The sequence below is a fragment of the Pseudomonas sp. JL23 genome (genome assembly GCF_056933585.1).
In genome coordinates this window covers 6620021-6632354 of record NZ_CM167795.1, presented here as the reverse complement: position 1 = coordinate 6632354, position 12334 = coordinate 6620021, and the positions used below count along the sequence as shown (strand labels likewise).

12 protein-coding genes and 1 pseudogene are annotated in these 12334 nt (G+C 60.2%); 10 read left to right on the top strand and 3 right to left on the bottom strand.

Going from position 1 to position 12334, the window contains the following annotated elements; translation table 11 throughout:
* Positions 1 to 7 precede the first annotated feature (7 nt).
* From dibA to AC1Z24_RS30330, 6 genes are all read left to right on the top strand, one after another.
* Positions 8 to 1939, top strand: a complete 1932-nt coding sequence (dibA, locus tag AC1Z24_RS30355; RefSeq protein ID WP_483743913.1) for a phosphodiesterase DibA — start codon at positions 8 to 10, stop codon at positions 1937 to 1939.
* Between the two features lie 294 nt (positions 1940 to 2233).
* Complete coding sequence (oscA, locus tag AC1Z24_RS30350) at positions 2234 to 2416, top strand: sulfur starvation response protein OscA (protein ID WP_259111445.1); 183 nt, start codon at positions 2234 to 2236, stop codon at positions 2414 to 2416.
* A gap of 47 nt (positions 2417 to 2463) precedes the next feature.
* Positions 2464 to 3474 carry a sulfate ABC transporter substrate-binding protein gene (locus AC1Z24_RS30345; protein WP_483743912.1) on the top strand — a complete coding sequence of 337 codons (1011 nt, stop codon included), beginning with the start codon at positions 2464 to 2466 and terminating at the stop codon, positions 3472 to 3474.
* Between the two features lie 195 nt (positions 3475 to 3669).
* Positions 3670 to 4491, top strand: coding sequence for a sulfate ABC transporter permease subunit CysT (gene cysT / locus AC1Z24_RS30340; protein WP_259111450.1), 822 nt, complete (start codon positions 3670 to 3672; stop codon positions 4489 to 4491).
* Between the two features lie 13 nt (positions 4492 to 4504).
* Positions 4505 to 5377, top strand: coding sequence for a sulfate ABC transporter permease subunit CysW (gene cysW, locus AC1Z24_RS30335; RefSeq protein ID WP_259111453.1), 873 nt, complete (start codon positions 4505 to 4507; stop codon positions 5375 to 5377).
* Positions 5378 to 5379: 2 nt separating this feature from the next.
* The gene (locus AC1Z24_RS30330; protein WP_259111457.1) at positions 5380 to 6369 is read left to right on the top strand and encodes a sulfate/molybdate ABC transporter ATP-binding protein; all 990 of its coding nucleotides are present in this window, start codon (positions 5380 to 5382) and stop codon (positions 6367 to 6369) included.
* Positions 6370 to 6469: 100 nt separating this feature from the next.
* Here the strand turns inward: AC1Z24_RS30330 and AC1Z24_RS30325 are convergent, their stop codons facing one another.
* Complete coding sequence (locus tag AC1Z24_RS30325; protein WP_483743911.1) at positions 6470 to 6994, bottom strand: Mpo1 family 2-hydroxy fatty acid dioxygenase; 525 nt, start codon at positions 6992 to 6994, stop codon at positions 6470 to 6472.
* Between the two features lie 94 nt (positions 6995 to 7088).
* Here AC1Z24_RS30325 and AC1Z24_RS30320 point away from each other — a divergent pair, with 94 nt between their 5' ends.
* Positions 7089 to 7781, top strand: a complete 693-nt coding sequence (locus AC1Z24_RS30320) for a Crp/Fnr family transcriptional regulator (RefSeq protein ID WP_483743910.1) — start codon at positions 7089 to 7091, stop codon at positions 7779 to 7781.
* Between the two features lie 4 nt (positions 7782 to 7785).
* On the opposite strand, the gene AC1Z24_RS30315 is transcribed toward AC1Z24_RS30320, so the two are convergent.
* Positions 7786 to 8793: an AraC family transcriptional regulator gene (locus AC1Z24_RS30315; protein ID WP_483743909.1), complete on the bottom strand. Its 1008-nt coding sequence runs from the start codon at positions 8791 to 8793 to the stop codon at positions 7786 to 7788.
* Positions 8794 to 8904: 111 nt separating this feature from the next.
* On the opposite strand from AC1Z24_RS30315, the gene AC1Z24_RS30310 reads away from it, so the two are divergent.
* On the top strand, positions 8905 to 9978 hold the full coding sequence (locus AC1Z24_RS30310; RefSeq protein WP_483743908.1) for a fatty acid desaturase: 1074 nt from the start codon (positions 8905 to 8907) through the stop codon (positions 9976 to 9978).
* Between the two features lie 5 nt (positions 9979 to 9983).
* Here the strand turns inward: AC1Z24_RS30310 and AC1Z24_RS30305 are convergent, their stop codons facing one another.
* Positions 9984 to 10724, bottom strand: a complete 741-nt coding sequence (locus tag AC1Z24_RS30305; protein ID WP_483743907.1) for an SDR family oxidoreductase — start codon at positions 10722 to 10724, stop codon at positions 9984 to 9986.
* A gap of 277 nt (positions 10725 to 11001) precedes the next feature.
* Between AC1Z24_RS30305 and AC1Z24_RS30300 the strand changes: the two are divergent.
* Both AC1Z24_RS30300 and mgrA read left to right on the top strand, forming a co-directional pair.
* A pseudogene (locus AC1Z24_RS30300) lies at positions 11002 to 11130 on the top strand (aliphatic sulfonate ABC transporter substrate-binding protein); the annotation flags it as partial.
* A 73-nt stretch (positions 11131 to 11203) separates the two neighbouring features.
* Positions 11204 to 12241: an L-glyceraldehyde 3-phosphate reductase gene (mgrA, locus tag AC1Z24_RS30295; RefSeq protein ID WP_483743906.1), complete on the top strand. Its 1038-nt coding sequence runs from the start codon at positions 11204 to 11206 to the stop codon at positions 12239 to 12241.
* Positions 12242 to 12334: the final 93 nt, after the last annotated feature.

Genomic DNA, 12334 nt, shown 5'->3' with positions numbered 1-12334 from the left:
CATTCTTATGTCCGATTCTTCACGTGATGCTCTGCGAACAGCCCTTGTTTATGGGGTGTTGTCCGTTTTATGGCTGGGGCTTTGCGATCTTCTGTTACCTGACCTGATCCCGGACCCGGTGCAATTGCAGCGCTGGCAGCTCCTGGCCGGGTATTTCTGGATGGCGATCAGTGCCGTGATGATCTACATCGCGCGGGCTCACTTGCTCAAGTTCATGGGGGTGGGTGCACGCCTGAGCACGCAGCGCCTGGACCATGAACGCGTGCGCATTGCCACCGCAGTGTTCGACAGTACTCAGGAAGGCGTGCTGGTTACCGACGAGCAGGGGCTGATTGTGCACGTCAACCGCGCCTTTATGGCGATTACCGGTTATCAGCGTGAAGAAGTGCTGGGTGACCGGCCGAACCGCTTCAAGTCCGGCCGCCACGACGCGCAGTTCTACCGCGTGATGTATGAGGCGCTGATGGAGAAAGGCCATTGGAGCGGCGAGATCTGGAACCGTCGTAAAAGTGGGGAAATCTACCCGCAATGGCAAAATATCCGCCGCGTCTGTGACGACGCCGGGCAGACCAGTCATTTTGTTGCAGTGTTCTCTGACCTCACGGCAATCAAGCGCTCCGAGCAGGAGCTGCAACAGCTGGCCCATTACGACCCGCTGACCGGTCTGCCCAATCGCCTGCTATTTACCGACCGTGCGGCCCAGGCGCTGACGTACGCCGGTAGCAGCAAGCGCGGTTGTGCCTTGCTGCTGATCGACCTGGACCACTTCAAGAACATCAACGACAGCCTGGGCCATAACGTTGGCGACCAGGTGCTCAAGGCTGTGGCCGAGCGCCTGCAGGGCCTGTTCGACAGCGGCATGACCCTGGCACGCCTGGGAGGTGACGAGTTCGCCCTGTTGCAGGAGAACTGCCAGCAGGTCATGCAGGCGGCCGGTCTGGCGCAACGCGTGCTCGATGCCATGAAAGAGCCCTTCGTTCTCGACAGCCATCCTTTATTTATTAGTGCCAGCGTCGGCATCAGCCTGTTCCCCAGCGATGCCCAGAGCGCCGAGCAATTGCTGCGTAACGCCGATTCGGCGCTGTTCAAGGCCAAGAGCGACGGCCGCGAAGGCTATGCCTTATATACCGAAGAGCTGACGGCCCATGCCCAGCAGCGGGTCGAATTGGCCAGCGACCTGCGCCGGGCCATCGACCGGCATGAGCTGCGAGTGTTTTATCAGCCGGTGCACGATCTGGAGAGCAGCCGGATTCTCGGCGTCGAGGCGCTGGTGCGCTGGCAACATCCTGAGCGAGGCATGGTGCCGCCGGGCGATTTCATCCCGATTGCCGAGCAGAGCGGTCTTATCGGCGAAATCGATGGTTGGGTGTTGAATACCGCCTGTCGGCAAATGTGCGCCTGGCTGGCGGCGGGTGTGGGGGTGTCGTTTGTTGCGGTGAACGTGTCCAGTCGTCTGTTCAGCCGTGGTGATCTGGATCGGCATGTGGCCGAGGTGCTGCGTGAAACAGGCCTTGATCCGGCCTATCTGGAGCTGGAAGTGACCGAAAGCGCGGTCATGGAAGACCCCGAGCAGGCTATCGAGCAGTTGCATCGCCTGCGCGAGCTGGGCATCAGCCTGGCCATCGACGACTTCGGCACCGGCTATTCCTCGCTGCTGCGGCTCAAGCGCATGCCCGTACAGAAGCTCAAGATCGATCAAGGCTTTGTCGCCGGGCTGCCCAGCGATGAAGATGACATTGCCATTGTGCGGGTGATCATCGCCCTGGCCCAGAGCATGGGCATGAACGTGTTGGCCGAGGGCATCGAGCACGCCGATCAAGCCGATTTTCTGCTGGCCAACGGCTGTGAGCTGGGGCAGGGCTACTGGTTCGCCCGGCCTATGCCTGCCGAGCAGATCGACTGGCTGCGCGCACCGGACTTTCGCCAGCCGGTGATTTGAGCCGGCACATCCCATCTTGATCGAATTGAACACCCTTTGTGGGACCGGCTTTAGCCGGGAAGACGTCGGTACGATCGACAGTTTTCCAGGGGCTGTTCAATGGCCTTCCCGGCTAAAGCCGGTCCCACAAAATAATCAGGCTGTTCCTCTACCGGCTTTTAATGCCTTTCAGTTCTATCTGCATTCTTAAATAGTATTTTTAAGAATATCCGCGTCTCTCTAAGATTGCCTTCACGCCACAAGCAGTTGCCTTGAATCGCCACTGCGGGCCTCTCTATTCGAAGGAGCATGATCATGAGCGCATCTCTACGTAGCGTTGACGGCCAGGACGAAGCAGCCATTCTGCGAGAAATTCAGAGTGCGCTACGTGACCTGCGCTTCGGCGCGGTGGAAATCACTGTGCATAACGCCCAAGTCGTCCAGATCGAACGCAAAGAAAAATTCCGTCTGCAGAACCCGGCAAACAAGACCGGTTAAAACTAAAAAATATAACGCCAACACCGAATTCCCCAGGAGCTTCATTCATGACCATCCGCCGTTATGCGCTGGCCGCACTCACCCTTGCGGTCTTTGCTGGTTCCGTTGTCGCCAAAGATTACACGCTGCTCAACGTCTCCTACGATCCGACCCGTGAGCTGTATCAGGACTACAACGCTGAATTCACTAGTTTCTGGAAGAAGTCCCACCCAGGCGACACGGTCAAGATCAACCAGTCTCACGGTGGTTCGGGCAAGCAGGGCCGTTCGGTGATCGACGGCTCGCCTGCCGACGTAGTGACCCTGGCCCTGGCTGGTGACATCGACGAAATCGCCAAGCTGGGCAAGACCATTCCGGAAAACTGGCAGACCAAGCTGCCGGACGCCAGCACCCCGTACACCTCGACCATCGTGTTCCTGGTGCGCAAGGGCAACCCCAAGGGCATTCACGACTGGGGCGACCTGATCAAGGATGGTGTGTCGGTCATCACGCCCAACCCGAAAACCTCCGGCGGTGCGCGCTGGAACTTCCTGGCGGCCTACGGCTATGGCCTGAAGTCGAATAACGGCGACGAAAAGAAAGCCAACGAGTACATCAGCAAACTGTTCAAACACGTACCTGTGCTGGACACTGGCGCCCGCGGTTCGACCATTACCTTCGTCAACAACGGTCAGGGTGATGTGCTGCTGGCGTGGGAAAACGAAGCCTTCCTGGCACTGAAAGAAGACGGCGGCGCCGACAAGTTCGATATCGTCGTACCTTCCCTGTCGATTCTGGCCGAGCCGCCTGTCGCGGTTGTGGAAAAGAACGCCGAGAAGCATGGCACCACCGAAATCGCCACCGAATACCTGAAACACCTGTACAGCAAGGAAGGCCAGGAAATCGCTGCGAAGAACTTCTATCGCCCGCGTGACACTGAGGTCGCTGCGAAATATGAAAAGCAGTTCCCTAAATTGAACCTGCTGACTATCGACAAGGACTTCGGCGGCTGGAAAACTGCCCAACCGAAATTCTTCAATGACGGCGGGATCTTCGACCAGATCTATATTCCGCAGTAATTGGATGGTGGCACCTGCTCTTTTGCAGGTGCTGCTGGCTTAATTGATGCGTTTTCCTGTGGGACCGGCTTTAGCCGGGAAGGCGCCTTCCCGGCTGAAGCCGGTCCCACATTAATCCTGTATTTGCTGCGCGATAGCGCAGAGTCAGGGACGCAGCGCAGGCTCCTACAGTAGTACTTCGAACCAAGGACTCGTATGTCACGACGCATATCCCCCGTCATACCCGGCTTCGGGCTGACGCTGGGTTACACCCTGGTGTACCTCAGTCTGATTGTGCTGATACCCCTGGCTGTCATGTTCATCCACGCCTCGCAACTGAGCTGGGCGCAGTTCTGGACCATCGTCACCGCACCTCGCGTGCTGGCGGCGTTGAAGCTGAGTTTCCTCACCGCGTTCTATGCCGCCATCATCAACGGCATCATCGGAACGCTGCTGGCCTGGGTGCTGGTGCGCTACACCTTCCCCGGCCGCAAGATCATCGATGCGATGATCGACCTGCCGTTCGCCCTGCCGACCGCCGTGGCCGGTATTGCCCTGACTGCGTTGTATGCACCCAATGGCATGGTCGGGCAGTTTGCAGCGGACCTGGGTTTCAAGATCGCCTATACGCCACTGGGTATCACCCTGGCGCTGACTTTCGTGACCATGCCGTTTGTGGTGCGTACGGTGCAGCCGGTGCTGGCGGACATTCCCCGTGAAGTCGAAGAAGCAGCCGCCTGCCTCGGCGCGCGGCCATTGCAGGTTTTCCGTTACATCCTCGCGCCAGCATTGCTGCCCGCCTGGCTGACCGGTTTTGCCCTGGCCTTTGCCCGGGGTGTCGGTGAGTACGGTTCGGTGATTTTCATTGCCGGCAACATGCCGATGAAGACCGAAATCCTGCCGTTGCTGATCATGGTCAAGCTCGACCAGTACGACTACGCCGGGGCCACGGCCATTGGCGTGATGATGCTGGTGGTGTCTTTCATTCTGCTGCTGCTGATCAACCTGTTGCAGCGCCGCATCGAAACCCCGGCCTGAGGAGCGTACGAGCATGTCCAATTCAACGCTTTCTGCCGCGGCTTCAGCCAATGCGGCCCGTCGTGGCAACGCAGTCTACCGGCGCATCCTGATCGGCCTCGGCTGGCTGGTGTTCGCGCTGTTTCTGCTGTTGCCGCTGTTTATCGTGGTGTCCCAGGGCCTGAAGAACGGTCTGGGCGGCTTCTTTACCGCGATCCTCGAACCTGATGCCTTGTCGGCGCTCAAGCTGACTGTGCTGGCGGTGGTGATTTCGGTACCGCTCAACGTGGTGTTCGGTGTCGCCGCTGCCTGGTGCGTGAGCAAATACTCGTTCCGTGGCAAGAGCTTTCTGGTCACCCTGATCGACCTGCCATTCTCGGTCTCGCCGGTCATTGCCGGTCTGGTCTACGTGCTGATGTTTGGCGCCCGTGGCGTATTCGGGCCGTGGTTGCAGGATCACGATATCCAGATCGTCTTCGCCTTGCCGGGCATCGTCCTGGCGACCATTTTCGTCACTGTGCCGTTCGTTGCCCGAGAGCTGATCCCTCTGATGCAGGAGCAGGGCACTCAGGAGGAAGAAGCGGCGCGCTTGCTCGGCGCCAATGGCTGGCAGATGTTCTGGCACGTCACGGTACCGAACATCAAATGGGGGCTGATCTACGGCGTGGTGCTCTGTACCGCCCGGGCCATGGGTGAATTCGGTGCGGTGTCGGTGGTGTCCGGGCACATTCGTGGTGTGACCAACACCCTGCCGCTGCACGTTGAAATCCTCTACAACGAATACAACCACGTTGCCGCCTTTGCTGTGGCGAGCCTGTTGCTGATCCTGGCGCTGTTCATCCTGCTGCTCAAGCAGTGGAGCGAAGCGCGTATTAACCGTCTGCGCCAAAGTGCGGCGGAGGAATAATCATGTCGATCGAAGTCCGTAACGTCAGCAAGAACTTCAACGCCTTCAAGGCCCTCAACAGCATCAGTCTGGATATCCAGAGTGGCGAGCTGGTGGCTTTGCTCGGCCCGTCCGGCTGCGGCAAGACCACCTTGCTGCGCATTATTGCCGGTCTGGAAACCCCCGATCAGGGCAGCATCGTCTTCCACGGCGAAGACGTCTCCGGCCACGATGTGCGTGATCGCAACGTCGGGTTCGTGTTCCAGCATTACGCGCTGTTCCGCCACATGACCGTGTTCGACAACGTGGCGTTCGGCCTGCGCATGAAGCCCAAGGGCCAGCGCCCTAACGAAACCCAGATCGCCGCCAAGGTTCACGAGTTGCTGAACATGGTGCAGCTGGACTGGTTGTCTGACCGCTATCCGGAGCAACTGTCCGGCGGCCAGCGTCAGCGTATCGCCCTGGCCCGCGCCCTGGCGGTGGAGCCCAAGGTACTGCTGCTCGATGAACCTTTCGGCGCCCTCGACGCCAAGGTGCGCAAGGAACTGCGCCGCTGGCTGGCGCGCCTGCACGAAGATATCAACCTGACCTCGGTATTCGTGACCCACGACCAGGAAGAAGCCATGGAAGTGGCGGACCGTATCGTGGTGATGAACAAGGGCGTGATCGAGCAGATCGGCTCACCGGGCGAGGTCTACGAGAATCCGGCCAGTGATTTCGTCTATCACTTCCTCGGCGACTCCAACCGCCTGCACCTGGGTGAAGACAACCACGTCCTGTTCCGCCCCCACGAAGTGTCGCTGTCGCGCCATGAACTGGAGGATCACCACCCGGCCGAAGTCCGCGATATCCGCCCGCTGGGCGCGACAACGCGGGTGACCTTGAAGGTCGAAGGCCAGAACGATCTGATTGAGGCCGAAGTGGTGAAGGATCACGACAGCCTGACCGGCCTGGCCAAGGGCGAGACGCTGTTCTTCAAACCCAAGGTTTGGCAGAAGGTTGCCAATATCTAAGGTTTGACAGGGTTTGTGGGAGCGAGGCTTGCCCGCGAAGGCGGTGTCGAATGTGCCGACTTCTTCGCGGGCAAGTCTCGCTCCAACGGATCCACTGCGCTTATATAGCAGCCTTGCGCTCGTGCCTCCCCGTCGGCCCCGCCCGCTCTTCGATGGCGTGTTGCAAGGTTTTGCGCAGCCCCAGCAAAAATGCCAGCTCGGCCACAACGAACAGCGGGCCGATGATCAGCCCTGTGACATCGTCGACAAAGGCGGGCTTACGGCCTTCCCAATAATGGCCGATGAACTGGATGATCCAGCCAATCACGAACAGGCCCACCCCGGTACCGAGCCAAGTCAGTGTCGATTGCTGTGCCAGGCTCGCCCCGGCCCAAACACACAGGCCAAGCAAAACGGCCATCAACACACCGAACCCGCGATCCAGACGCAGGTAGAATACGACGCTGGCCAGGCTTACCAGCAGGGCAGGCGAGAGCCATAGCCCGCCCACCGCCCAGCCGGGACGCGACAACAGCACCGCCACGGCGACGACAATCAGCGGGATGCCGATGAAGTGGCTGGCGATATTGCGGGTGTCACGGTGGTAAGCCGCGTATTGACTGAGATGATCGACGAGGTTTTTCATTTTTATGCCTCTGGGTGAATGCTGATCATGCCGCAGAGTCTGTCGGGATGGATCGGCTGAAAATGACAAAACCTGCAACAAAAGGGAGCAACACATGACAAATGGAGCGGGATGGCGTTCGCGTCTGCTTAACGATAGTTGGTTTGGCGCCTTGCCGGCCGGTTTGCAGGACGCCTTGCTGGCAGCAGCGCGGCAGCGGCGGATCACCCCAGGCAAGCTGCTCTTCGCCCGGGGCGATTCACCTTGCGGCCTGTATATCCTGGTCGAAGGCACATTGCGCGTGGGTGCAGTCGATGAGCAATATCCAATTGGCCACTTTGACGAGGTCTCACTGCCTTACTGGTTCGGCGAGGTGTCGCTGTTCGACGGCCTGCCGCGCACTCAGGACCTGTATTCCACAGGGCAAAGCATTCTGTTACAGGTGCCTCAGGCGACCCTGCTGACGCTGCTCGAGCAATATCCCCACTACTGGCGGCCCTTCGCCGAATTGCTCAGCCATAAACTCGGCCTGGCGCTACTGCGCGCTGATGAGCTGGCACGCCTGCCGCCCCGTACCCGCATCGCCCGCCGCCTGCTGTTGCTCAGCGAAGGCTATGGCGAACTCAATCATTCGCGCCGTTTGATTCCGTACGAAGACCTTGCCCTGGGCGATCCTGAGCTGCCGCAGATCCTGCAAACCCTGCATGAGCGCAAGGTGGTTTATCTGCGTCAGGAGCAGTTGCAGGTGATGAATATCAACCGGCTGCGGGAGATGGCCGGGGCGAAGTTTGTGCGGTCAATATCTTGAGCGCTCAGCCGCCCAGCCCATCGCGATACTGACTCGGCGTCACCCCGGTCCAGCGTTTGAACGCGCGGCTGAAGCTGCTGGTGTCGGCAAAGCCCAGCAGGTAGGCGATTTCGCTCAGTGAGCTGCGCGGGTCGCGCATGTGTTGCAGTGCCAGATTCTGTCGGCACTGGTTGAGCAGCAGGTCGAAGCGGCAGCCTTCGTCGGCCAGATGGCGTTGCAGGCTGCGCAGGCTCAGGTGCAGGCTCTGGGCGACGCGCTCGGCGGTGGGTTCGCCTTCGGGCAGTTGCGCCTCGATCACCGAGCGTACGCGGCGTTCCCAGGTCAGGGGCTGCAGTTGTTCCAGGGTGCGGTTGAGCACGGTTTCGTTGTGCTCGGCCAGTTGCGGGTTGCTGTCGTCCAGGTGGCTGTCGAAGTCGGCGCAGGCAAACTCCAGCAGATTCTCGGCCGCGTCGAAGTACAGCGGGGCGCGGAATACTTCCTGCCACGGTTGCGGGTCTTGCGGCGCGGGGCGTTGCAGGTGCACGGCCAGGGGGGCGTAGCTGCGGCCCAGACGGTTGCGGCAGGTGCGTACGTAGATGGCGGCAAAGGCGTCCAGCGCTTCAAAGGCCGGTACGGGCCCGTCGGGCGGGGCGTTGAAGCGGAATTCATAACGATCATCGACCCGCTTGAACTCCAGGGTCAGGGCGTCGCTGACCACCGGGTGATAGCGCACGATGCGTTCGAACACTTCGCGCAACGAGGCGCTGGCGACCAGGGCGTAACCCAGAGCGTGGAAGGTGGTCGGGCTGACGAATCGCGATACGCGCAGGCCCAGCGCCGGATTGCCGCTGGCAGCCACGGCCAGATGCCAAAGGCGCGTACTGGTGCTGACCGGATAGCGTGCGTCGGGATCGTCCATCAACTGTGGGTCTAGTCCCGCAGCCTGGCACAGCGCGATGCTGTCCAGCCCCAGCGCATTGATCTGTTTGCACAAGGCGCGAGTCCAACTGGCGAGAATACTGGGCTCAGTCATGATCATTGGCGCCTGCGGTCAACAGATTGGCGTACTCGGCAGGGCGCGCAGGGAGTGGGCTCATGCACAGTGAGATCCTCTTCACTTACCGTCATGATAGAGGATGTAAGCATGCACGCACCTTCTGCAAGCCCCGCGAGACTGAATGCACAGCAGCGATCAGCGCATATTCGCGCGGTGGTGGGCGCCAGGGGCGACGAGTTGCGTGCGCGCTACCCGATTCTGCGCCATCAGGACGCTATCGGCGTCGGCATCCTGGCCTTCGCCCTGGGCGGCATGCTGCTCAGTGCCGGGCTCTATCTTGCGGGTTACATGGCCTGGTGGGTGTGCCTGTTGCTTAATGCCTTCTTCGCTTCCCTGACCCATGAGCTGGAACATGACCTGATCCACAGCATGTATTTTCGCAAGCAACGTATCCCGCACAATCTGATGCTGGCCCTGGTCTGGCTGGCGCGACCGAGCACGATCAATCCGTGGATTCGCCGCCATCTACACCTCAATCACCACAAGGTCTCCGGCACTGAAGCGGATATGGAAGAGCGTGCCATTACCAATGGCGAACCGTGGGGCATCGCCCGGCTGTTGATGGTCGGCGATAACGTCATGTCGTCGCTGATCCGCATGCTGCGGGCGAAAACCTGGGCGCACAAATTCAGCATCCTCAAGCGCACGCTAAAGGTCTATGCGCCGCTGGCGCTGCTCAATTGGGGCAGTTGGTACGTGTTTCTCGGCTTTCACGCGGCCAACGGGATCGCCGCACTGCTGGGCACGTCGGTTGAGTGGTCAGCGACAACCCTGGAGGTGATGCCGGTGATCGATATTGCCGTGGTGGTGCTGGTCGGGCCTAATGTGCTGCGCACCTTCTGCCTGCATTTCGTCAGCTCGAACATGCATTACTACGGCGATCTGGAAGCGGGCAACGTGATTCAGCAGACCCAGGTGCTCAACCCCTGGTGGATGTGGCCGTTGCAGGCGTTCTGCTTCAACTTCGGCAGCACCCACGGCATCCATCACTTCGTGGTCAAGGAACCCTTTTATATCCGACAGATGACCGCGCCCGTGGCGCATCGGGTCATGGCGCAGATGGGCGTACGCTTTAATGATTTCGGCACTTTCGGCCGGGCCAATCGCTTTGCGGCGAAGGCCGATGAGGTGGTGGCGCCGGCCGAACCGGCGCGGGCCTGAGGCAATCAGGCCAGGCCGCCGTTGGCGCGCAGGACCTGGCCGTTGACCCAACCGGCATCCGGCCCGGCGAGGAAGGCCACCACACCGGCGATATCTTCCGGCTGGCCGAGGCGTTCCAGGGGCGGCATCTTGGCCAACTGCTGGATCTGCTCCTCGCTCTTGCCATTGAAGAACAGTTCGGTGGCCACTGGGCCGGGCGCGACGGCATTGACGGTAATATTGCGTCCGCGCAGCTCCTTGGCAAAGGTATGGGTGAAGGCTTCAACCGCCGCCTTGGTCGCGGTATAGACCGCATAGCCCGGCAGGTTCAGGCTCACCGTGGTGCTGGAAAAATTGATGATGCGCCCGCCGTCGTTGAGGCGCTTGCCCGCTTCACGCAGGGTATTGAAGGTACCCCGCACGTTGATGGCGAAGGTCCGTTCGAACAACTCGTCGCTGGTGTCGACCAGCGGCAGGATTTTCAGGATGCCGGCGTTATTGACCAGCGCATCGACCTTGCCGAGTTTCTGTTCGGTTTCATCAAACAGGCGCTGTACATCAGCGGCACTGGCCACATCGGCCTTGATCGCCAAGGCTTGACCACCAGCGGCGGCAAGCTGCGCGACCAGGGCATCAGCCTCGCTGGCGCTGCTGGCGTAGTTGATGACCACGGCGAAACCATCGGCGGACAGACGTTTGGCGATCTCGGCGCCGATACCACGGGACGCACCGGTGACGATGGCGACTTTACGGGTTGCAGTGTTCATGGCGAACCTCGGTTCTGAATGTGGGTTTACTTTCACATATCGATCTGAGGGGATAAACAGTCCAGAGTTGCCTTTACTGTTCGATAAAACCGAACAATTGGGCGGTATGCTTGGTGGGACCGGCTTTAGCCGGGAAGGCGTCTGTATGACCGATGCATTTCCAGCGTCCGTTATATTGTCTTCCCGGCTAAAGCCGGTCCCACAAGATACCGCCATCGCCTGCAAAACGGCGCCCACCCAATTTGCCGGAGCCGATCTGGTTTACGTCGGCAGGGAGCCGAGCCAGCCGGTCACCGCCGCGACCATTGCGGCGCAACAAGTGACCGCCGATCTGTTCCACGACAACCATCTGTTGCCCAAGCGGGTCGACATCCAGCAAGCCGTTTGGCAGAAGCCGGCGCCCTGACTCTTCACTGGACAACGCAAACGATTGCTACACACTGGTAATCGTCCGACAACATTCAACAAGAGAGGATCCGATGACGTATATCGCTGCCGAAAATCGTTACGAAGCCATGCCCTATCGCCGTACTGGCCGCAGCGGGCTGGTCCTGCCTGCGTTGTCTTTGGGGCTGTGGCATAACTTCGGCGACAGCACGCCGATCGATGTCCAGCGCGCCATGCTGCGCACCGCATTCGACCTGGGTATCAACCACTTTGACCTCGCCAATAACTACGGCCCGCCCTACGGCGCCGCCGAGATCAACTTCGGCCGTCTGCTGCGCGAAGACTTCAAGCACTACCGCGACGAACTGATCATCTCCAGCAAGGCCGGTTGGGACATGTGGCCGGGGCCTTACGGCCAGGGCGGCGGCTCGCGCAAGTACGTGCTGGCTAGCCTTGACCAGAGCCTGCAACGCATGGGCCTGGACTATGTGGATATCTTTTATTCGCACCGCTTCGACCCCGACACCCCGCTGGAAGAAACCGCAGGCGCATTGGCCACTGCTGTACAGCAGGGCAAGGCGCTGTACATCGGTATCTCTTCGTACTCCGGGGCGAAAACCCGTGAGATCGCAGCATTGCTGAAAGAGTGGAAAGTGCCGCTGCTGATTCATCAGCCGGCCTATAACCTGCTCAATCGCTGGGTCGAGAAAGACCTGCTGGACGCCACCGAAGAGCTGGGCGCCGGGGTGATTGCCTTTACCGCGTTGGCCCAGGGCCTGCTGTCGGACAAATACCTGAACGGTATTCCCAAGGATGCCCGGGTCAATCGTCCCGGTGGCGGCTCGCTGCAGGCCTCGCACTTATCGGAAGAGAACATCGCCCATGTGCGTGCACTCAACGAAATTGCCCAGCGTCGCGGCCAGAGCCTGGCGCAAATGGCCCTGGCCTGGACCCTGCGTGACCCACGGGTGACCTCGGCCCTGATTGGCGCCAGCCGCCCGGAGCAGATTGTCGAAAACGTCGGCGCCTTGAGGAATTTGGCGTTCAGCGCTGAAGAACTGGCTGAGATTGACCGTTTTGCGGTGGAAGGCGGGATCAATTTGTGGGAAAAGCCGTCGACGGCTGAATAATCCGCAATTCTCTGAGATTGCACAGAACCTGTGGGAGCCGGCTTGCTGGCGATGGCGTTGGGTCAGTCGACAGGGGTGTCGCCTGCAATACCG

Coding starts and splice junctions, on each gene's coding strand:
- AC1Z24_RS30320 (WP_483743910.1), top strand. CDS start 7,089: ATGACAAATGGAGCGGGATGGCGTTCGCGTCTGCTTAACGATAGTTGG.
- AC1Z24_RS30305 (WP_483743907.1), bottom strand. CDS start 10,724: ATGAACACTGCAACCCGTAAAGTCGCCATCGTCACCGGTGCGTCCCGT.
- AC1Z24_RS30315 (WP_483743909.1), bottom strand. CDS start 8,793: ATGACTGAGCCCAGTATTCTCGCCAGTTGGACTCGCGCCTTGTGCAAA.
- AC1Z24_RS30310 (WP_483743908.1), top strand. CDS start 8,905: ATGCACGCACCTTCTGCAAGCCCCGCGAGACTGAATGCACAGCAGCGA.
- mgrA (WP_483743906.1), top strand. CDS start 11,204: ATGACGTATATCGCTGCCGAAAATCGTTACGAAGCCATGCCCTATCGC.
- cysT (WP_259111450.1), top strand. CDS start 3,670: ATGTCACGACGCATATCCCCCGTCATACCCGGCTTCGGGCTGACGCTG.
- AC1Z24_RS30325 (WP_483743911.1), bottom strand. CDS start 6,994: ATGAAAAACCTCGTCGATCATCTCAGTCAATACGCGGCTTACCACCGT.
- cysW (WP_259111453.1), top strand. CDS start 4,505: ATGTCCAATTCAACGCTTTCTGCCGCGGCTTCAGCCAATGCGGCCCGT.
- dibA (WP_483743913.1), top strand. CDS start 8: ATGTCCGATTCTTCACGTGATGCTCTGCGAACAGCCCTTGTTTATGGG.
- oscA (WP_259111445.1), top strand. CDS start 2,234: ATGAGCGCATCTCTACGTAGCGTTGACGGCCAGGACGAAGCAGCCATT.
- AC1Z24_RS30330 (WP_259111457.1), top strand. CDS start 5,380: ATGTCGATCGAAGTCCGTAACGTCAGCAAGAACTTCAACGCCTTCAAG.
- AC1Z24_RS30345 (WP_483743912.1), top strand. CDS start 2,464: ATGACCATCCGCCGTTATGCGCTGGCCGCACTCACCCTTGCGGTCTTT.